This window comes from Firmicutes bacterium HGW-Firmicutes-1, assembly GCA_002841625.1.
Taxonomy (GTDB): Bacteria; Bacillota; Clostridia; order Lachnospirales; family Vallitaleaceae; genus HGW-1.
This window is the reverse complement of the sequence record PHAG01000006.1, coordinates 97029-120822: the sequence shown is the minus strand read 5'-3', so window position 1 is coordinate 120822 and position 23794 is coordinate 97029. Positions and strand designations below refer to the sequence as shown.

The window sequence follows — 23794 nt, the reverse complement described above, 5'->3', positions numbered from 1 at the left end:
GTCTTCAATCGCTTTACTCATAGGTTTTAAGAGTACGGCCCCAACGCCTTCACCTCTTACATAACCATTTGCACTTTTATCGAAGGTTTTGCATTTGCCATCAGAGGATAAAACGCCGAGTCTTGCTGTACCTAGAAATGTTTCTGGTGATGCCATTACAGTTACACCACCTGCAATTGCAAGCTCACTTTCTCCATTTTGAATTGATTTTACTGCTCTATGAATAGCTACAAGACTACTTGAGCACGCTGTATCAATCGCTTCACTAGGTCCTTTGAAATTGAGAAAATAGGATACTCGATTACAAAGCACTGCATGGGAATTTCCTGTGCCTGCTTGCGGGTGTATTTTGTCAGTTCCTGCTAACATATCCATATAATCAGTGAATTGTACCCCTGTAAATACACCAACATTTCTTCCACCTAGTGAAGAAGGTTTATAGCCTGCATCTTCTATTGTTTTCCACACTGTTTGTAGAAACAATCTATGTTGTGGATCCATAAGCTCTGCTTCCCTTGGAGAAATATTGAAGAATTTAGGATCAAATTTGTTAGCATCCTCAATAAATCCACCCCACTTTGTATTTATCCTTTTGTTAGGGTCTGCCGCTTCTCCATAATAGTCCTGATAATCCCATCTATCCTTAGGGATTTCCGTAATCATGTTTTTTTCTGCTTCAAGGTTATTCCATAGTTCATCCATATCCTTTGAACCAGGATACATACCACTTATTCCAATAACAGCAATAGGTTCATTGTAGCTGGGTGCTAAATAATCTATTCCTCTTGAACCTTTATTTATTTTGGAACCTGCACTTATGCTAGTATTATCTATTTCATACTCTTTTTCATCTTCAACGTCATAGTTTTCAACTAACTGGGCTGTTTCATTGCCCTTAAGTTCTTCACTAAACTCTTCTATAAGATAAGCTGCTAAACTTTTTATATTACTATGAGCAAAAAACACTGTTGGTTGTAGTTCTATACCGTACATTGAAGAGATCTTGTCACTATATTCTTTAAGGCTAATTGAATCAAATCCAAAATCGCCCAAATTATCTTTCACATCCATAAGATCAGGATCTATACATAGTAATTTTGAAGCTACCCCTTGTAGTTCCCTTTCTATTTTCTTATCGATTGCTACCAGTTCATTTCCTTGAGCAGCTGTTTTAATAATGCTTTTCGCCACCATATCTTTTCTGATAGCAACATGATATGAACGGTTTGAAATTCCTAAAAACCTTTCAATCTTTCCTTTATGACCAGATATTACCATTACAGTGGACTTTCCACTTTTTAAAATTTTATGGAAAGCTTCTATCCCAGCTCTTGTTTCAAGGTATGACATACCCGAGGTTTGAAGGTACAACGCTTCTCCTTCAGAACCTAAATGCATTCCCCCTTCTCTCCATAGTGGCCATTGAATTGAAATTGTTTTACCTTTTCTTTTCCCTTTTTCCCTTTGATCTTCTCTAATATTTACATAAGCATCTAAATACTTATTTCCTACCGCATAATCACATTGACCAAAATCACCTAACACTGCCGATAAAGAGGAAAACATTACAAAAAAATCTAACTGCTCCTCCCTTGTGACTTGATCAAGCACTATAGTTCCTTGAACTTTAGGCCACAAAGAACTATTGAAAGCATTCATGTTTTTTTCTAAAACAGTTTTATCGTCTGCAAAGCCTGCTCCGTGAATAACACCATTAAGCGTTCCAAATTTGCTTTTTATCTGGTCTATTACTCTTTTCATATCTTCGAACTTTCCAACATCACCTTGCATATAAAGTATTTCATGACCTTGAGAAAGTAGTTCGTTCATTTTCTTTTCTTTTTCTCCGGATAAAGGTGAGCGACCAGTTATGACAATTCTTGCTCCATACAATTGGGCAAGATGTTTAACAAATACGAGTCCTAATCCACCTGCTCCACCAGTAATTAGGTAGACGCCCTTATTTTTAATTTCTATTTTTTCCTCTTCGTTAAGCTGTATTTCCTTAATTTTACTAACGTACTTTTCATTGTTTTTATAAATAATCTCTTGCTCTAACGAGGTGAAAGCTTTCATTTCAGCGATAATACAATTAGATAATTGGGTTCCTTTATCTACTCCAATCAATGACATCTTCAAGTTTGGTAGAACAAGCTTGATGGACTTATGAAAGCCTTCCATGCTTTCAAGAAAAGGATTTGTTGGAGCATCGCCTATTTTGAATATATTAAGAACCTTATTTACTGAATTCACCTTTAGCTGTGCAATAGCCTTAACCATATGAAACAAATGGATAACACTCCTATTTAAGGAGTCTTCAGTTTGTGGGTTTTCTTCATCATATGAATTATCATCATAGTTCCATAGATTTATGATCGAGCTGAGTACTATATTATTCTTATTCATTTTATGAAAGAGTTTACTATAATCCTCTTCATTTCTTGGATTTAATTTATATTCGAAAGAATTGATTTCCTCAAAGCTTTCTCCCCTAGTAACGAAAACCAATTTATTGTTTTCAGCTCTTAGAACCTTTTCAATTTCAGAGATGTTTTTCTGATCCTTACCAAATATTAGTATATTATCAGTCATGATCTCTTCTTCGAAGGATTGTTTTGTTTGCGCGAGTTGCCATTCTCTATTAAAATACATAACTTCATTGGTCAAAAGGCCTACTTTATTGTTCGTCGCGTTATCATCTTCATATTGAACCACAGAGTCGTCCTTTAAATTTTCAGTCCAATAGGATTCCTTCGCAAATGGATATCCTGGCATTGAAATAATATGTTTTGATCTGACATCCTGGATGATACCCCAGTTTACAGCACTACCATTAACCCATGCCCTAGCAAGGTTTGAATAATCTGATTCTAAATTTTCTATATGAACAGTTTCCTCTTCCTTATCATCCTTTATATTTCCTGTGAACAATTCGTCAATGTCTTTTTCATCTAAAATAAAGCTGTCTAATTTGCTAATGATTGTTTCCTTGTTGTTACCAAGGATGGCTACTCTCTCTTCCATTGACTCACGTCCTATTTGAAGAGTATAAGCGATATCTTCTAAGGTTTCTTCTGAATTTTTAAGAAAGCTTATGATATCTTTTCCGTATTGTTTTAGCCTAAGCTTATTTTTCGCTGACAGTACAAATATCTGAGGTTCAGTATTTGTACTCGTTTTTGGTTCCTTGGTCCCAATATATTCTTCGATAATAATATGCGCATTAGAACCACCTGCTCCAAAAGAGCTCACAGCTGCTCGTCTTGGATACTTAATACCATTTATCTCCACACTTTTCCAGTCTTCTAAGGTTTGTTGAACAAAAAATGGCGTTTCCTTGAAGTTAATATTTGAGTTTAACTCCTTAGAATGAATTGATGGAACAAGCTGTTTGTACTTCATTTGTAGCAGCACTTTTGTAATTCCTGCAATACCTGCCGCCGATTCAAGATGTCCAATATTTGATTTAACTGAGCCAATTGAGCAAAAGTTTTTATCCTGCGTAAATTCTGAAAAGGCTTTCGCTAATCCTGTAATCTCAATTGGATCACCTAAGGCAGTTCCTGTACCATGGGCCTCAATATAACCTAATGTTCTTGGATCTAATCCCGTCTTTTTTAATACGCTAGAAATCAAAGCCGCTTGAGCCTTTGGACTTGGCACGGAATATCCATTCGTCTTTCCACCATGATTGATAGCACTCCCTTTAAGAACACCATATATTCTATCACCATGAGCTATAGCTTTCTGAAGCGGCTTAATCAGTATAGCTCCAGTACCTTCACCAGGAACATATCCATCCCCACCATCACCAAAGCTTCTGCACTTTCCGTCTGTTGACGGGAAATTATTATGGCTTAATAAAATATATTTATTAGGATGAATGCTTAAGTTAATTCCACCTGCTATTGCCGCATCACATTCTCCTCTTCTGATGCTTTCAACTGCTAGATGAATAGCGGTTAATGAAGATGAACACATCGTATCTAGACCAATACTAGGTCCATTCAAGTTCAAATAATAGGAAACTCTATTCGCTACTGAAGCGTGTGATGAGCTCATTTCAGGGCCATATAGTTGATAATGCCCAAACATTACTCCAACAAAAACTCCTACATTTTCCTCGCTAAGCCTTGCCCTTGTATATCCGCCATCTTCAAGCGTATGCCAAGCAGTTTGTAAAAACAAGCGCTCTTGGGGATCAATATATTTCGCTTCTCTAGGTGAAATATTGAAAAACAAAGGATCAAATTTATCAATATCGTCAACAAATCCACCCCACTTGCTATAACTTTTACCTTTTTTTCCTTTTTCAGGGTGAAAATAGTCATTATAATCCCATCTATCCCTTGGTATTTCAGTAATACAATCTTTACCTTGGGTTAGATTTTCCCAAAACTCCTTTAAGTTTGAGGCCATTGGATATCTACCACTAAGACCAATAATCGCAATATCGTCTTCGGTTAATTCTTCACTCGACCTATTTTTTTCTTTTATTATTGTTTCCACTGACTTTTCTGTTGTTGAATTGATAAATCTTCGTCTCGGAAGTTCCTTTGACTCATTGACTTTTGGTTCATTCGCTTTTAAGTCATTGACTTTTGCTTCAACAATTTTTTCTTCATCAACAAGTACTTCATCATCCTTATGGTTTTGAGTAGGCTGAAATTTTTCTGCCACCTTATCCTTATAATGATTGACAAGATAACCAGAAAGCTCGCCTATAGTATTATTTTCATAAAATAGCGTCTTCGATAGCTCCCCAAAATCCTTTTCTAGTTGTCTATTTAGGCTCATTACCATAACCGAATCTATACCAAATTTTTCGAAGTCATCTTCTTCTTTCATTTTTGAAATAGGGCTTTTCGTCTCAACTGATAGTATCTCTTTTATATACTCTGTTGTTTTATCTCTTAACACTTCTGAATTAATATTGTCTTCACCTTGATTGAAATCATTTTTCTTCTTCATTTCTTTCTCTTCAACAGAAAAAATTTTCCTAAGCTTTTCTTTTTCACCTTGGAAGACTACTAATTGATTAAGAGGTGCCTCTAATGCTTCTTCAAAAGCAATCATTCCATTTTCATTGCTTAAGGGAGCTATTCCCATATTTTCCTTAAGCCAATTTACAGTTTCAATATCTATTTCCATGCCTCCACTTTTCCAAAGGGGCCAATTAATTGATATTGTTTTGCCAAAGCGTTTATTGTTTAAAACATGATCCGCTCTTTTCATAGCAAAGTAGTCCATAAAACTATTTGCATATGCATAATCAGCTTGACCTATATTTCCTAATGTCGCTGCAATAGAGGAAAACAGAACGAAAAAATCAAGTTTTTCTTTTTCAGTATATTCATCGATATAAATGGTACCAAATACCTTTGAAGCAACCACTGTATCAAACTCTTCTTTCGTCTTTTTTACTAAGAAGGAATCCCTTAAAACACCAGCTGAATGAATAATTCCATTTATTTTTTGATATCTTTTCTTAATTTCTAAAATAGCCCTTTCAACATCATCTTTTTTTGAAATGTCTGCCTTTAGGTAGATTATTTCGGAACCGCCTTTTTCAATTTCTTTTATTCTTTGTTTTTTTTCTTCACTTAGTTCTGATCTTCCTGTTAGTATAACCTTACACTTTACTTGACTAATAAGATGTTTGGCAAAAATCATACCAATCTCACCTGCACCACCGGTGATTATATATACACCGTCAGTTTTTAGTTTTGTCGTAGGAACACTCTTAGCAACTTTCTCATATGGTTTATAACTTCTAACATATCTTTTGTTGAATTCATCGTAATGAACCTCAGTTTCTCCAACGCCAATTTCTTTAAATTCCTCTATAATTATCTCAAAAACCTTTTCCTTGTTGTGTATTTCTTTAACCCCTATAGATTTGCATTCAAAAGTCGGATTTTCAATTTTTAAGGTTTTTAAAAATCCACCTATTCCCGCATATTGTGGCTGTACTTTAACAAAATCACCTTTATATAAATACAATAAATTAATTTTTCCTTCAAGTTTTAGCTTCATCATTTCTTGGACTAAATAAAACAATGAGAAAATGCTTTCATTTAAAGACCCGCTTATATACTTCTCATCTTTTCTTAGCTCATTTTTCGACCAAAAATGCAAAACATTTTTAGGTATTAATCCATCCTCTTTCATACTAGCTACTAATTTATAATAATCATTTTGATTATTTGGATTTATTTGGTATTCATTAGGAGATATTTTCTTGTAACTTCTTCCCTTTAACACCAATATTATTTGAGAAGAGCTGTTGTTTTCAAGAGAATAATCTCTGATTAATTCCATTAACTCATTATTCGTATCAAAAATAATGGTATTATCTTTAAGAGAAATGTCCATCTCTTTTATAACAATATCCTTTTCAATCCATTTTTCTTGATAAGTAATGAGCTTTGAATTATCCTTTATTCCATTAATCAATTTAAAGCCTTCTTCTGGAGTAATTTCTTTATCCTTAATCATATTCATTATTTTAAGCTTATCCATATCAATCTTACTCATCGGCTAACACCTCCATGATGTCCTTAACAGCTGCAACCTCTACTTCTCCAGCATACAATTTGTTAAGCAGCTCCATTATCTTATCTGTGTCCGCATTCTTAGATTTTGTCCTATTGGTGTTTATAATAGCTTTTACCGTAAAATTAATAATCTTTACAAGCACTTTACCTTGATTATCTAATAAACTTATATTGTATTTCCTAGAGCTTTTATCTTCATGAACTAATTCAATATATACGAAACATTCCTCTTCAAATTCCTCAAATATTTGTATTTCTTCAACAGCAAATGGCAAATAAAGAACATCGTCCTCTCTATTGCTATAGCCTACACCCATAATAGCTTGAAAACAGCCATCAAGGATAGAAGGGTGAAGAAGGAATTCCTTGCGAGTATTTTGAACCTCTTTAGGAAGTTTAAGAACTCCTAACGCTTCCTGATCCCCAATAAAAAGTTCTTCAATTACCTTAAAGCTTGCTCCGTAATTTATTCCAAAATTGTTTAATGCTTCATAACACTCTTGTTTCTTCAGTGATTTATGAAATTTATTTCTAATACTTCCAATGTTAACCTTCTCATTTATAGGCTTATTCTCATTTAAGGCATCATAAACAAGCTTACCACTTGAGTAAATGACCTTATCTTTACCCTCAACCATTTCACTTATTTCATATTCAACATATTCTTCCTCTGGTATTAGACTAATGTTTATTTCCTTTGAAGAATCGGAAATAATAATTGGCTTTGCCCAAAGTATATCTTTAATCTTAACAACTTTATTAGTATCTGATAAATCCCCCGCAGCTTTTGCCATCTCTAAATAAGCAGCTCCAGGTAGCATTTTCTTACCCTCAACGATGTGGTCAGTAAAGCAAAACTCTTCCCCACTGAATATAGTTGAGAATTTTTGTTCCTTTAGCGTTGATGTGTTTCTACCAATAAGCGGATGAAGATTTAAGGTATCAAGCTTATGATCTATCTTACTACTGCTCTTTTCTGATTCAGCTATCCAGTAACGCTCTCTTGCAAAAGGATAAACTGGTAAAGAAACAATATTTGCATTAGAACCAGAATACATTGCCTTCCAATTAATTTCTTCTCCTAGTACCCATGCCCCTGCTAATTCAACCAACTTCCCTGCTTTGAATAATTCTAGGTATCTTTCTTGATTATTTTCAAGGTGGTCAAGGGTATTTACTTTTCTCTTTTTAATACTGCCACGTATTATCTCTTTATTATCAAACTCTCCATTATACCCTTTTCTTAATTTTGAAATCAAATCTTCTATAGTTGCTGCAACTATTCCAATTCTTTCTTCCATGCTTTCTCTACCAACCTGTAAGGTGTAGGCGATATCGCTTAGTGAAGTATTTTCTAGTAATGTTTTTTCATCTAAGTACTTTATGATATCTTGAAGATATGCATTTAATCTCTCTTCATCCCTTGCAGAAATCAATATTAATTGAGGCTCCTGGCTAATCCAATTCGTTTTAGCAGCTTCGTATTCTTCTAAAATAATATGCGCGTTTGAACCACCTGCTCCAAAGGAACTTATACCCGCACGTCTTGGATATTTCTTTCCATCAATCACTGGATTTTTCCATTCTTCTACCTCGTGTTGTACGTAGAAAGGTGATTCCTCAAAGTCAATATTAGGATTCATTGTCTTTGAATGAATTGATGGTACTAATTGTTTATATTTCATCTGTAAAAGTACCTTTGATATTCCAGCAATTCCAGCTGCTGATTCTAAATGTCCAATATTAGATTTTGCTGAGCCAATTGAGCAAAATTGTTTTTCATTTGTAAACTCATGAAAGGCTTTCACCAAACCTGCAATCTCAATAGGATCTCCCAAAGATGTTCCAGTACCATGAGCTTCTAAATAACTAATTGTTCTAGGATCTACTTTTGCACGTTTAAATGCATCTAAAATCAAATCCCCTTGCGCCTTAGGACTCGGAACAGAGTATCCATTCGTCTTTCCACCATGATTGAGAGAACTTCCTTTAATAACTGAATATATTTTATCTCCATCAGCAATTGCCTTTTCTAAAGGTTTTAACAGTAGGGCACCTACTCCTTCCCCTGGAACATATCCATCTCCACTCTCTCCAAAGCTCTTACACTTACCATCACTTGCCGCAAACTTACCTTGACTTAAAAGAATATATTTATTTGGATGAATGGTAACGTTTACTCCTCCTGCAATTGCCAGATCGCTTTCCCCTCTTTTGATACTTTCACAGGCCAAATGAACTGCTGTAATAGAAGATGAACACATCGTATCTAGTGCAATGCTAGGTCCTCGTAAATTCAAATAATAAGAAACTCTATTCGCTATTGATGCATAAGATGAGTTTACTGCAATCACATTGCCCTTTAAGGATTCTTCCGCAGCAAACATTGGATAATGATTATACATAACCCCTGCAAATACACCCACTTTTTCTTCTTCTAAAGCTGCTCTTGTATATCCAGCATCTTCAATTGTATGCCATACTGTCTCTAGAAAAATCCTTTCCTGTGGATCCATAAATTCTGCTTCTTTTGGAGAAATATTAAAGAACATTGGATCAAATTTGTCTACATTCTCAATAAAACCTCCCCATTTACTATAGCTCTTACCCTTTGCATTTTTATCAGGGTCAAAATAGATGTCTTTATCCCATCTTTCCTCTGGAATTTCAGTAACGCAGTCCTTACCCGCCTTAAGATTTTTCCAAAACTCCTCAAGATTATTGGCCATTGGATATCGTCCACTTACGCCTATAATTGCAATATCTCCGTCCTTATAAAAACTATCCTCAGAAGGATTTATACTTTTATTAAAAAATCTCGATTTATTCAAACTTACTTGCTCTACTTCTCTGTTGGTTCGCTTAATTATTGCTTCTTTTGTTTCTTTACCCTCAAGCTCAAACTCAAGTTTAATGAATTTATCCCTGTGATTTTCAGCAAAATACTTTGCAAGCTCTTTCACGTTTTTATATTCAAACAAAAGTGTTTTAGATATCTTACCAAAGTGATTTTCAAGCACTCTATTTAGACTAACGATCATAATCGAATCAATTCCATACTTTTCAAACGGCTCTTGAACACTTATTCTTTCTACTGGTAAATTGATTTCCTTAGACAAAATAAGTTTTAGTTGTTTTTCCACTTTACTTGTTAAATCTATAGTATTGTTACTCGAGCTTTCAATAACTTCAAATTCCTTAGGAACGGGCTCGTCCTTTTCTATACGTTCAAATACACTTCTTACTCTACTTTCTTCTCCCTTAACAACGATCATATTAGGAACGCTGTATTTTAACGCAGCTTCAAAAGCATTTATACCTGTATTATTCGTAATTGGTAAAAATCCATATTCTTCATCCATCATTTTTATCAAGCTTTCATCCATCTTCATTCCACCATCTTTCCATAACGGCCAGTTGATAGAGATCGTAATTCCGCTTCTTTGATTTTTGACTCTCCTAACTTCTCTTAGTTGAGCATAATTATCTAAAAATGAATTTGCATATGCATAATCACTTTGTCCTATATTACCGGTTACCGCGGCTATTGAAGAAAACACTACAAAAAAATCAAGATTTTCGTCTTTGGTTAACTCATCAATCCATATAGTTCCATATAATTTTGGTGAAATTACCTCTTTCATTTCCTTAAGAGTTTTCTTCAAAATAAATGAATCCTTAATTACTCCAGCAGCATGAATGATTCCATTTATACACCCATACTTTTTCTTTACTTCATTGACTAATTCTGAAACCTTGTCTTTGTTTGAAATATCACATTTTACATAGGTGACTTCACTACCTAACTTCTCAATTTCTTTAATTTTATTTTTCTTAGAATTACTTAAGTCCGATCTTCCAGTTAATACTAGTTTTACTTTTGCCCTTTTTGCAAAATACTCTGCAAAAATTAGTCCAAGTCCACCTACGCCTCCAGTAATCAGATAAACTCCATGATCTATTACAGGAATTTCTTTTTCCTTATTAAAAATATCTAGCTCCAATTTTTTATATCTTCTAACTAGTCTTAATCCATTTTCATAACGAACTTCCCCATCTTCTTGTCCAGCAGCAAGTTCTGCAACGGCTCTGTCAAAGGTTTCAAATGGATTTTGCACTTCAACAGTTTTAATATTCAAATTAGGGTTTTCAATTCCAACAGTCTTTGCTAGACCACTAACACTTCTATAATGTGGTTCAATATTATCGTTTATACTCGCGTGAATATGCACCATTTTTACTTTTTTACTAATTCTTGCTTCCATAAGCGCTTTGCTTAAATTAAAAGTTGAAAACACACTTAAATCCATCTGTCTATTTAAGGAAGCTTCATTTCCTTCAAATTTTTCCTTTGACCAAAAATGCAATATACAATCCGGAATTTGATTTTTCTTACCTAACATTTCAATTAGAGCCTTATAATCTTCTGGCTTTTCTGGACTGATTTCGAAAATGTTATTTCCAACTTCCCTATAGTTCTTACCTGGCTTAACAAGCCAAATATTAGCTTGATTATTTGGTGCTTTCTTCAATAATTCATTATATAGCTTTTCATTTGTATCAAAAATCAGTATGCATTCTTTTTGAAGTTCAAAATTACCCTTGATCACGAGATCTTCTTCTGACCATTGGCTGTGATAGTAATGAACTTCTTCCTCTTTCTTGATCTCACTTAGAACAATGGCTCTCATTACAAAGTCATTTATTTTTACCAGTACTCGTCCTCTGGTGTCAGTAATTTGAATGTTATATTTTCTTATATTCGAATTGTGTTTTCCAATTTCATCAATCATTTGCCCATAGGCATAGCATTCTTTTTCCAAGGGTTTTATTATTTCCACTTCACCCATTGTGAAAGGTAGATAAATTTCTCCACCCCCAACACCTGAATTATTCATACCAATAATTGTTTGTAAAGAACCATCCATTAGAGCTGGATGTAATATAAATTCATCAAAATCTTCTGTTAAACTATCCGATACTTCCAGCCTAGCAAGTGCTTCATTTTCACCGCAAAAGATTTCTTTAATTGGTTGAAAAGTTTCGCCGTAGTTGAAGGCCATTTCTTTAAACGTTTTGTAGATCCAATCACCTGGCTTCTTTACATTGCATCTACTTGTTATTTCTTCAATATCAATGAATTCAATAGCATCATTTTCTTCACCTGTATCCATTATTAGCTTACCTTGAGAATATACAGTTCTACTACTATCCTCGTTCATTGATACAACCTCATATTCAACATCCTCTCCATCTGGCAAAAGACTAATATGAATTTCTTTAGACTCTTGATCAACAATAATTGGCTTGGCCCAGAGAATATCAGAAACTTTCGATACTCTTCCTGCTCCACACATCTGTCCTGCAGCTCTAGCCATTTCAATATATGCAACTCCTGGAAAGATGCTTTGACCATCAACAACATGATCCTTTAAATAAAACTCATTTTTATTCAGAACTGTAGTGAATCTTTGTTCATAAAAGTTGGAGGAGTTTATATCCACAAGAGGATGAAGTTTTTTCACGATCCCTTTTCTATTTAAAGCACCTGACTGATTACTCATATAATCAGTTATCCAATATCTTTCCTTTGCAAAGGGATAAGTTGGAAGCGATATCGGCACTCTGAGCTCATTATTATACAACTTACTCCACTCAATCTTCGCACCAGTTGCCCATAACTGAGCTACTTCTAATAACTTCCCGTCTTTGAGTAAATCACTAATAAATTCTTTTCCTTTTTCCCCTGAAATTAGAAAATCAATTTTTGATTTATCGGTTTTATTGCCAATTGATACTCCTTCAATCTTTTCAGAGCCATTCACAAACTGCTCAAGTTTGTTTTTTAATTCTTTTACATTATGAACAACCATAGCTAACCTTACATCCATTTCTTCTCTACCATTACGAAGGGTATAGGCTATATCTGCTAGGCTAATGTTATAATTTATTTCACTTACACTACTACTGCTATTATCGTTTTTTGGAAATTTTATTGCTAATATCTGGTAATATGTATTGCATAAATACTTTGTAATATTTTCTATTGTAGAACAGCTAGCAATATCATTAGCACTTAGCTCAATTTCGAATTTATTACCTATATCTTCTGCTAGCTTATTTAAGCTAACAAGATCAAAACCATAATCTTCTAGTTCCTCAAAGCTACTTATTTCCGCTTTGTTTACATCTATAATGATAGCTGTAAGCAATTTTATTTCATCTTGAACTAGCCTAGAAATATACTCGTAATCTAAATCCTGAGACGTCGTTTGAACAACCTTGTCCTCAATAAAAGCTATCATTTGTCTAGCATAATCTATCAATCTATCTTCGTTTTTTGCGGAAAGTAAAACTAGCTCTTCTTGTGTATTATCTTCTATTTGAATAGTTTCTGGATATTCATATTCTTCAATGGCTATATGGGCGTTTACACCACCAAAACCGAAGGAGCTTACTCCAGCTCTTCTTGGAATTGGTATATTATTTTCATCAATTAAAGCTTCCCATTCCTTTGTTTCATTAATAATATAAAATGGACTATTTTCAAGTTTAATATATGGGTTTTGCTCCTTAAAATTGATAGAAGCTGGAAGCTTTTTATACTTCATAGCAAGCAGAACCTTAATAACTCCTGCTACCCCTGAACCCCATTCAAGATGTCCAATATTGGTTTTAACAGCTCCAAGCCCACAATATGGTTTTCCAACTTCCTTTATATCCCATTCCTGATAAAGATGATCGAAAGCTTTTTTTAATCCATTAATCTCTATTGGGTCGCCCAAACTAGTTCCTGTACCATGAGTTTCCATATATGTAATTGTACTTGGATTAACCTGAGCATCCCTCCACACTTTTTGAATAAGCTCAGATTGTGCATTTGGATTTGGAGTGGTCAGTGAGTTAGCATGACCACCATGGTTAACCGCACTTCCCTTAATTACACCATATATATGGTTTTTATCCTTAATTGCTTGACTTAAAGGCTTTAGTAAAAGAACGCCACATCCTTCTCCTCTTACATAACCATTTGCAGCTTTATCAAAGGTTTTGCATCTTCCATCTTCACAGAGCATTCCAGCCTTTGAAAGTGAAATATAAATTGCAGGATTCAACATTACATTAATTCCACCAGCAAAAGCCATTTCACAATTTCCATTCTGAATTTGTTCAACTGCACGATGAAGCGCAACTAAAGAGCTAGAGCACGCAGTATCAATCGTTTCACTAGGTCCATGTAAATTCAGTAAATAGGAAACCCTATTTGCAAGTATGGAAAAGGAAACCCCAGAGGAGGTCTGTGCTTGAATATTGATATCATTTTCTTTTAATAAATATAAGTAATCCCATGCACCTGCACCAATAAAAACCCCAGTTTTGGTACCTGAAATATCTGAGGGCTTTAATCCACTATCTTCTAAGGATCTCCAAACATTTTCCATAAAAATTCTTTGTTGTGGATCCATTAAAACAGCTTCCTTTGGTGATATTCCGAAGAATAGCGGATCAAATTTATCCACTTCCTTCATGAAGCCTCCCCACTTTACATTTGTTTTATTATCTTCACTGACTGGATCTCCATAAATTTCTTTCCAGTCCCATCTGTCCTTGGGAATTTCAGTAATTAAATCTTTTCCAGCTTCAAGGTTACCCCAAAACTCTTTAAGATCTTTTGACTGAGGCATAACACCGCTCATACCTACAATCGCAACCGCCTCTTTCGTTTTAGTTGCATTTTGATCTATTATTTCTTCATCTAAGACAATTTCAGTACTGCTATTTTTATTAATGCTATTTTCATTAAAAGAATTCTTAAATCTAAAAGATGGTAAAAAGCCCTCGTTATTGATTACTGCTCTTTTTTCATCCTTGATCTCCAGAGAATTCGTCCTTGAAATTACTTTTTGTTTCTGTTGATGTCCTTTATGAATCTGTTTTAGCTGTTCATAATAATCACTTACTAAGTATTTAGCTAGAGAAGCTAGTGTTGAATACTCAAAAAATATTGATGGCATAATACCAATATTGTATTTTCCATTAATCTCATTGCTTAATTCAGTAAAGGCAATTGAATCAAACCCAAACTCACTAATATCAGCTTCTGCGTCAATATCATTAATATTTAGTTTTTGAACCTTTGATGTAAAATTTATTAGTTCTTTAATTACAGCTTCCAGTAATCCCTTCTCTTGATCACTATTATCTTGATTACTATTATCTTGATATCTATTACCTTGATTTCTATTATCTTGATATCTATTATCTTGATATCTATTATCTTGATATCTATCCTCTAGATCTTTATACTCTGGCTCGTTTAAATCGATACCAATTTCTTTTTTATATAAACTAGTTGGAACATCGTAGGTCATTATCGCTTCACTTACTGCAACACTGCCCACATTTGTTACTTTTGCTACTTCTGTAGTATTTGCAGTGTTAAATATCTTCTCTAAGGTTTCTCTGTATTCTTGATACAAATACTTTCCTAAAGAATTAAGGTTTTGATGTTCAAAAAATATGGAAGGCATAACTCCTAAATCATATTCTTGATTTATCTGATTACTAAACTCCGTAAATGCAATTGAATCAAAACCAAATTCGCTAATATCTCCTTCAGCGTCGATATCTGATTCATTTATCTTTTGTATTTGAGAAGTCATTTTGATTAAAGCTTTTATTATATTTTCTTCAATATGTGCATTTGAAGTCATATTGTTATTGATTTTTTCTTTATTATTTCCACTTGAAATCATATTGATCATAGGCTTTTCTTCATTATGTCTACTTGAAATCATGTTGATCATAGGCTTTTCTTCATAATGCCCACTTGAAATCATGTTGGGCACAACTTTATCTTGTTGTCTTATACTAGGTTGGCTAATCCATATGCTGCTAATACCTAATAACGCGTTAAGTTTTTCTTTATACCCTTTTAAAACAATAAAATAATTTTCTTTCTGAGTAAGTCCAATCTCAAAAGCCTTGATGCCTTCCTCAATCTCCATAGGATATATTCCTAATGTGTTTGTTAAAAACTTTTCAGTTTCAGCAGTTATTTTCATGCCACCATCTTTCCAAAATGGCCAGCCTATAGCTAGCGTTTTTCCAAAGCGTTTTCCTTCACCCTTTAGAACATCACGCATTTTTGCATAGTCATCCATAAAGCTATTAGCATAGGCATAATCGCTTTGTCCAGTATTTCCAAGTATGGAGGAAATAGAAGAAAACATAACAAAGAAATCTAATTTATCCTCCTTTGTTAATTCATCAAGCCAGATTGTTCCCCAAACCTTCGGAGCGATTACTGCGTCAACCTCTCCCTTTGTCTTATTGAAAATAAAGGAATCTTTCGTTACTCCTGCACAATGAATAATTCCATTAATTTTACCGAATTTTTTTCTTGTCCCTTTTAGAATACTCTCAACATCTTTAACCTTAGAAATATCAATATTTAAATAGGTGATTTCACTTCCAAGAGCTTCAAGCTCTTTTAATCTCTTGGCTTTTTCATCATTTAAAGCCGATCTTCCTAAAAGAATAAGTTTTGCTTTCACTTTTTTTGCTAGGTATTCTGCAAATATAAAGCCTAGGCTTCCTGCACCACCTGTAATAATATAAACTCCTTCTTCTACAATAGGTAGACTATTAGCCTCTTTCACTATATCTTCTAATATGTCTACATACTTACACACAAATCTATTGCCATTTTCATATCTTACTACTTTATCTTTCGTTGAGGTAATGGTTCCAAGTTCATTCATGCATAGCGTCACCATTTCTACGCTTGAAATTGGAAGAGTTTCAACTGTTTTACAGCTAAATCTAGAATTCTCAATTTCAAGTCCTTTTAAGAAACCTTTAATAGCTGAATGCTGAGGTGATAATCCAATACTTTCAGGTCTAAGAAAATAAACAAGTTTTGTTTTATTTCTTAACTTTAGCTCAAGTAAAGCCCTGCTCAAATACAACATAGAATATATGCTTCTGTTAAGCTGGTTCATTATTTTTTCTTTATCACAAATCAAATTTTCCTTAGACAATAAATGTAAAACATTGTCAGGAATCATTTCCTTGTTTAAAAGCGTGCTAAATAGTTTTCTATAATCTTCTTGATTGTTAATGTTTATTTCAAAAATATTTCCCTCAAGTTCTTTATACTCTAAGCCAGGTTTTACAAGAACAGTACTCTCTGAATTGCCATTAAGCTTTGTCATTAAACCTTGGAATACTTCTTCACCTTCATCAAAAACCAATATATTTCCTGTAATAGTATCTTGTGCTCTTTCAGCTTCTATTGAAGATAATTCCCAACTATTTTTCATATAACTCATAGAAGGGCTCTTCTCAATAGCTCTTTTCATTGGCGTTGAAGGAGTGAGTCCTCGTAACGAAAAATCCTTCATCTTAACTAGAACCTTCCCCGCTTCATCCGTTATATATATTGCAAATTTCTTTACACTATAGCCTGTTCCTTGTTGGTTTTCTGTTTGTATTGCATAAGAGAAACACTTTTCAGGTAGCTCACCTAAAATCTCTAACTCTCCCATTGCAAATGGCATATATATAGTTCCCGTCTCAGTAAATGAATTCCCAATAAATACGATAACACTTTGAAGTGCACCATCTAAAAGTGCTGGAGGCAACATATAATTTTCAACATTTGCTTTACACTCCTGTGGTAATTCAATCTGTGATAGTGCTTCTGACTGGTTATAATACAAATGATTGATTGATCTATACGTTCTTCCATATTGAAAGCCCGACTCTGAAAATAAATGATAGCAATCATCCTTCGTAAGACTATTTTGCATTTTTGCTCTTAGTAAGCTAATATCCAGAAATTCCTCTTGAGCGTATCCATTCTTATATTCAATTTTTCCTTGGGCGTGAATCGATTTACCTTCTACTCCCTTAGAGCTAATTTTATATTCAACTCCCTGACTACTTGGGTTTAAGGAAATGCTTATATCAATTGGGTTTTCCTTTAAAATAAGCGCTTTCGACCATACATTATTTTGAAGTTTTACCACTTTGCCTTTATGATTGGCCAATTGACCTGCTGCCCTAGCCATTTCCAAATATGCAACTCCTGGAAATATAGTCTCATTATTGGCAATATGATCCTGAATACTTTCATCATATTTATTTAAAGTCTTTTTATAGGTTTGTTCTTCAAGGGTTGATTCATTGCTATCAATAAATGGATGCAGCGCCTTTGATGATAACCTATTGGTATTATTTAAGTTGTTTTGTGTTTCAGGTATCCAATGTCTAACCTTTTCAAAAGGATATGTTGGTAGTGGCAACCTCTTTGGTCTACAATTTGCATATATAACATCCCAGTTTATTTCAACTCCAATAATCCAAAGTTGCGCTAATTTGGAAAGCTTTTTGTTCTTAATAATATTTTTCAGAAATTCTTCCCCTTCATCCCCTTCCATCAATAATTCAGTTCTTTTTTTACTACCTTTAATATTATTTGTAAATAAATTCTCTATATTATTCTTTCCATCAAGATACTTACAAAGTTTTTCTTCTAACTCAGTGAAAGAATGAACAATCACAGCCAGTCTCTCATCCATCTCTTCCCTACCTGTTTGGAGAGTAAATGCAAAGTTTAGCAAGGAAATTTCTTTTATGTCTTTATTTTTTTGGATAAACTCTACCATATCTTTTCCATAGGCTTTTAATCTGCCTTCGTTTCTGGCGGATAGTATAATCAACTGTGGCTGTGTAGCATCTCTTATTACTTCTTTTCTACTATGGTATTCTTCTAATGTAACATGGGCATTAGAACCACCAAAGCCAAAAGAACTCACTCCTGCTCTTCTTGGAATCATATTCCCTGAATCATCAATAATCCTAGTCCACTCTTTCGTATTTCTTACAAGGTACAATGGACTATCTTCAATCTCAATATATGGATTGATTTGATTTAAATTTATATTTCCAGGTAAAACTCCATTTTTAAATGACAAGAGTACTTTAAGCATTCCTGCAACTCCAGCTCCAGCTTCAAGATGACCAATATTTGTTTTTACTGATCCAACACCACAATAACCTATTTTAGAAACCGAGCCTTTCTTTTGATACATTTTATTTAAGGCATCTTTTAAAGCATTGATTTCAATAGGATCGCCAAGACTCGTTCCTGTTCCGTGAGTTTCAATATAGGAAATCGTATCCGGGCTTATTCCTGCTTTTTCATAAGCTTCCACAAGCAGCTCTGATTGTGCTTCTGCACTTGGAGCAGTTAAGGAATTGCTTCTTCCACCATGATTTTCTACCGAGGATTTAATAATAGCATAGATATGATCACCATCTGCTTCTGCCTTTGACAAAGGCTTCAAATAGATTGCTCCTACACCTTCAGCTCTAACATATCCATCTGCACTTTCATCAAAGGTTTTACAACGTCCATCAGCACTTAACATTCCTTTTTTACCGATTGCAACATGGAAAAATGGATTTGCCATTACATTTACTCCACCAACAATTGCTCCATCACAATATCCGTCTTGCATTGCTGCAACCGCACGATGAACAGCAACAAGAGAACTTGAACAAGCTGTATCAATTGTGGCACTTGGTCCTCTTAAATTTAACATATAGGAAATTCTATTTGCGATAACACAATTAATTCTTCCTGAGGTAGTAAAAGTATCCATATTAAATGGATTTTGTGACATTAAATCCCAATAATCCGTGGCAACTACCCCTACATATACTCCCGTTTTTGAGTTTGAAAGATCTGATGGCTTATAACCCGCATCTTCAACGGTTTTCCAAACAGTTTCCATAAACAATCTTTGCTGAGGATCCATTAACTGAGCCTCTCTTGGGGAAATGCTAAAAAAAGCAGCGTCGAATTTATCAACATCTTCGATAAAGCCTGCTCTAATTGGATTAGCGCTTGTTCCAGCTTTTGCATCCTCACCATAAAAACCATTAGGATCCCATCTATCTTTTGGTACTTCTGTAATCATATCTATTTCATTCACAAGATTGTCCCAAAACACATCCATATTAGGTGATAGAGGCATGATTCCTCCAATACCTATTACTGCAATGGGTTCTTTCTCACTGTTTTTGCTGTAGTAAGCGGTATTCTTATGAACATCTGTGCCCCATTGAACTACTGTGTCTTTTTTCTCAATAGAAATATTAGAAATATTATCCTTTATAATTGGGTCTGTCGCTATCATGCTGTCACTATAAGTCTTTAAAATAACTTCTTTATAGGTCTTAAAAATATAATTTGAAAGCTTCTCTATAGTAGAATATGAATAAAAAATTGCTGGGCTTATTGTTACTGCTAGCTTACCTTTTATTTTTATGCTAAGCACTGTAAAACTGACAGAATCATATCCATATTCACCTAAAGGCGTTGTAAAATCTATCTTATCAACATCACATTTTATTACTTGTGCAGTTAGTTTACCTAAGTCTTTCATAAGAAGATGAATCACGTTTTCTTCTATTGCTATAGCTACTTCTAATGCCTCGATTAAAAGGTCCTTTTCTTTAGCTTTTTCAATTATGTTGTCATCAATCATATGTGCGTAAAGTAAGTTTACTTCCTTTTGGTACGTTTTATATATATATTCTGTTAGCTTTTCCAGCGAAGCGTAAGAATAAAAAATTGCTGGACTAATGCTTACTTTATATTTTTCTTTCATTTTTATGCTTAATACTGTAAAGCTAACTGAATCATAACCATATTCACCAAGTGGTGTTAAAAAGTCAAGGGAATCTACCTCTACTTTAAGAACACTAGCCGCTAAATTGAGTAGGTCTTTTTTCAAAGTATCTTCAACACTTTTTCTTTCAATGTCAAGGTTTTGTTGTGTTGCTTGTTTTATTTCTTGTTTTATTTCTTGTTTTATTTCTTGTTTAGCTTCTAGAATTGCCTCTAGTTTTGCTCCAACATCTTTTTCCTTAGCATCAACATCATTTCTATTTTTATCACCATATTTATTTTTTATCTCATCAATTGTCATTGTAGATAATGACTTTCTATCAACTTTTTTATTCATTGTAAGAGGATATTGGTTTAAATAAATATAATGTCCTGGTATCATATAGCTAGGTAAAAAATCTTTCAATTTCTCACCAACTTTAGTATTTACAGAAATCTCACAATCCTTTTCTGCTGAAATAAAGGCATATAGACCCTTAAATCCAGCATTGTCTTCTCTTAAAACAACAACTGCTTTCTCTATCTCGGCTTGTTGCTTAAGGACGGTTTCAATTTCTCCTAATTCTATTCTAAAGCCTCTTAGCTTTACTTGATTATCAATTCTTCCCAACCATTCGACATCTCCGTCTGGAAGGAATCTAACTGAATCCCCTGTTTTATAAATCCTTTCACTTTTTTCTTTTTCAAAGGGGCTAGAAATAAACCTTTCATCCGTCATATCCTTTCTATTCAGATAACCACGAGCAAGACCATCACCACCTATAAATAGCTCTCCTGGTGTTCCCTCAGGTACTGGATTTAAGTTCTTATCTAATACATAGTATTGAGTATTATATACAGGATGACCTATCGTAATATTCGTTGTTTTAATATGACTTATTGATGACCAAATTGTTGCTTCTGTTGGCCCATAGATATTCCAAAGTTCATTACAACGTCCAATAAGCTTCTCTGCAAGCTCAGGGCTCATTGCTTCTCCACCACAATATATTTTCAATGGCAACTTCTTTTCCCAACCAACTGTAATAAGCATATCCCAAGTAGCTGGAGTTGCTTGAATTGCAGTAGCCCAGTTATTTTCTATTTTTTCCATTAATAGATATGGATCTCGTTGCATTTCTGTAGGAAGTATTTCAACCTGTCCACCTCTAATTAGATTTGCAAATAGTTCACATAAGGAAATATCAAAGCAAATTGTTGTAAGTGCCATAAATTTATCTTTTTCAGTAAATCCTTGACTTTCTACTACAAACCAAAGATAGTTTGTGAGTCCAAGTTGAGTTACCTCAACTCCTTTTGGTTTTCCTGTAGAGCCAGATGTAAAAATGACATAAGCTAATCTATCTCTTGTAGATAGCTTTTTCTTTCCTCTACCTTTTTTACCTGAAACTAATAAATTCGTTTCATTAAATATTTCCGCTTTTTCAAGGTCAATTTGAACCACTTTTGCAGTAGTTTCTGGAAGCCTGTCAATTAAATCGGCTTGAGTTATGATGAGTGGCAGCTCTGCATCTTCAATCATATGTAAAAGTCTATCTTTCGGATAAATTGGATCTAATGGTACATATGCGCAGTCTGTTTTCCAGATACCTATTAGCGCTACTAATAAATCAATTGATCTTTCCATAAATACTCCAACAAGCTTGCCTTCCTCTATTCCTTGCGCCTTCAAATAGCTTGCCAGCTGATCAGCCTTCGTATTTAACTCCCTATAAGTGAGTTGGGAATCCTCATAAATAACAGCAATATTATCAGGAGTTTTTAAAACCTGTTCCTCTATTAATTCATACGTGCATTTTTCTTTTGGATATTCAACAACATAGTTATTATTCCATTCTACAACTATTTTATTGTGCTCCTCAATTGATAAAATATTGATTTTCATAATAGGGGTATTAGGATTTATAGCTATTTCATTTAGAAAAATTGATAATCTATCCATTAATCTAATGGTTTTTTCTTTCACATACTTGTTACCTTTGAAGCTTATGCAACAATTCATATTCGATTTATCTATCAACAATACTAAATCACCATCAACCAAACTTTCATTTATGTTTCTACTTTCTTCGACAACAATAGGAATGTTAAATGTATTTCCTCTCCTGCTTTCAGTTAGCAATTCAGGTAGTCTATAAATCATTTCAAAGGCATAGGTTTTTTTCTTTTTGATGTTTTCGAAATAATTGGTCATCTTAGAAAATAGGTCATCAATGCTTTCTGTATCCATAATATCAACTCTATATGGAATAACATTAGAGTACTTGTTTTCTAATCCTGCCAATTCCAGCTTTAATTCTTCACTAGAAAAACCAATATCAAAAGACTGATTTTCTCCAATTCTAGCTATAAATGCACTTACTGCAAGGAAAATATATTCAGCTCTATTGAATCCCTTATTCATACTATCTATATACTTAATAAAATTATTTGGTATTTGAATTTGATGCTTTATGTAAAAGTCTTCCTCTTTTTTATCATCCATTCTAATAATATCTTGCACGATTGGTACTTCAAGATTTAATAGTCTTTTTTTCCAATAGTTTTCATGTTTCCCTGTTGTAACATATAAATCATTCAGTTTTACTTCAATGTCAGCTTCCGTGTTTTCTAAAGAAAAGCCTTCATATAATTCGTAATTATGAGCAATTTCAAGTATATCTAAGTCTTCGCCCATAATTGTGGTTAGTTTGAGGCTAATATCAAAAGTTGTAGTTCCAACCACCAATGAGTCTCTATTTATCTTGATTACTTTTCCTTCATTAGCAGCGTTAGATCTTGATTTTTTTATCTCCGTTTTAGAAATAATATAAAAATGTCCCTTAATAAATATTTTCACACAGCCTAAGCTGTTAGGTTGTCCACCAAAATCCATTGCTCTAACCAGTCTATCCACATTTTCGGCGCTGTTTGGCCAAGAAATTACTCCACCATTTTCTGGCCTCTTTGTTTTTGCATAATAAGTTCTCTCTTCTAAGTTCTGAGGAATTGCATTATAAGCATTTGATGAAAGCTCATCAACGAGCTCCTCAAAGGCTTCAACTGCAGCAATATAACATTTTAAATTTAGAGAAAAAGCTGTTTCATTGTTGTCAATATCCACTTTCTTTTGCTTTAAAATATTCCCTTTATCTACGCCTTCTTCCATAATGTGCCATGTAATACCATGGAATTTCTCATCGTTCATAAGTGCCCAGGAGGTAGCATGAATTCCCCCATATCTAGGTAAAATGGCGTCATGGAAATTAATTGCCATTTTCTCTGGAAGATCCAACACATCCTTTTTAAGTACTTTATAATTGACAATACTAAATAAGAAGTCAAAAGGTTCTTCTTTAAGTACTTTTATATAATCATCATTAGGATCAATAATGCTTAAATCATTTTTTCTTACCCATTCACAAATTTTGCCTTCCTTTGATATTACACCTTTAATAAAAAATCCATTATTTAATAAGATATCTCCACATTTTATTAGTAAAGAAGCCTCTCCAATTAAATAACAGGAATTTCCTTCGCCCAAATTCATTCCCAT

The 23794-nt window shown here is 33.8% G+C and carries 2 protein-coding genes (1 of these 2 running past the window's edge); both read right to left on the bottom strand.

The genetic code is table 11. From position 1 onward, the window contains the following. Positions 1-6537, bottom strand: the 5' end (the start) of a protein-coding gene (locus tag CVU84_08035; protein ID PKM94865.1) for a hypothetical protein. 10890 nt of this gene lie to the left of the window's left edge; the window shows 6537 of its 17427 coding nt (coding positions 1-6537); it begins with the start codon at positions 6535-6537; its stop codon lies beyond the left edge, outside the window. After that, positions 6530-23794, bottom strand: a complete 17265-nt coding sequence (locus CVU84_08030; protein PKM94864.1) for a hypothetical protein — start codon at positions 23792-23794, stop codon at positions 6530-6532. The genes CVU84_08035 and CVU84_08030 overlap by 8 nt, the downstream gene beginning before the upstream one ends.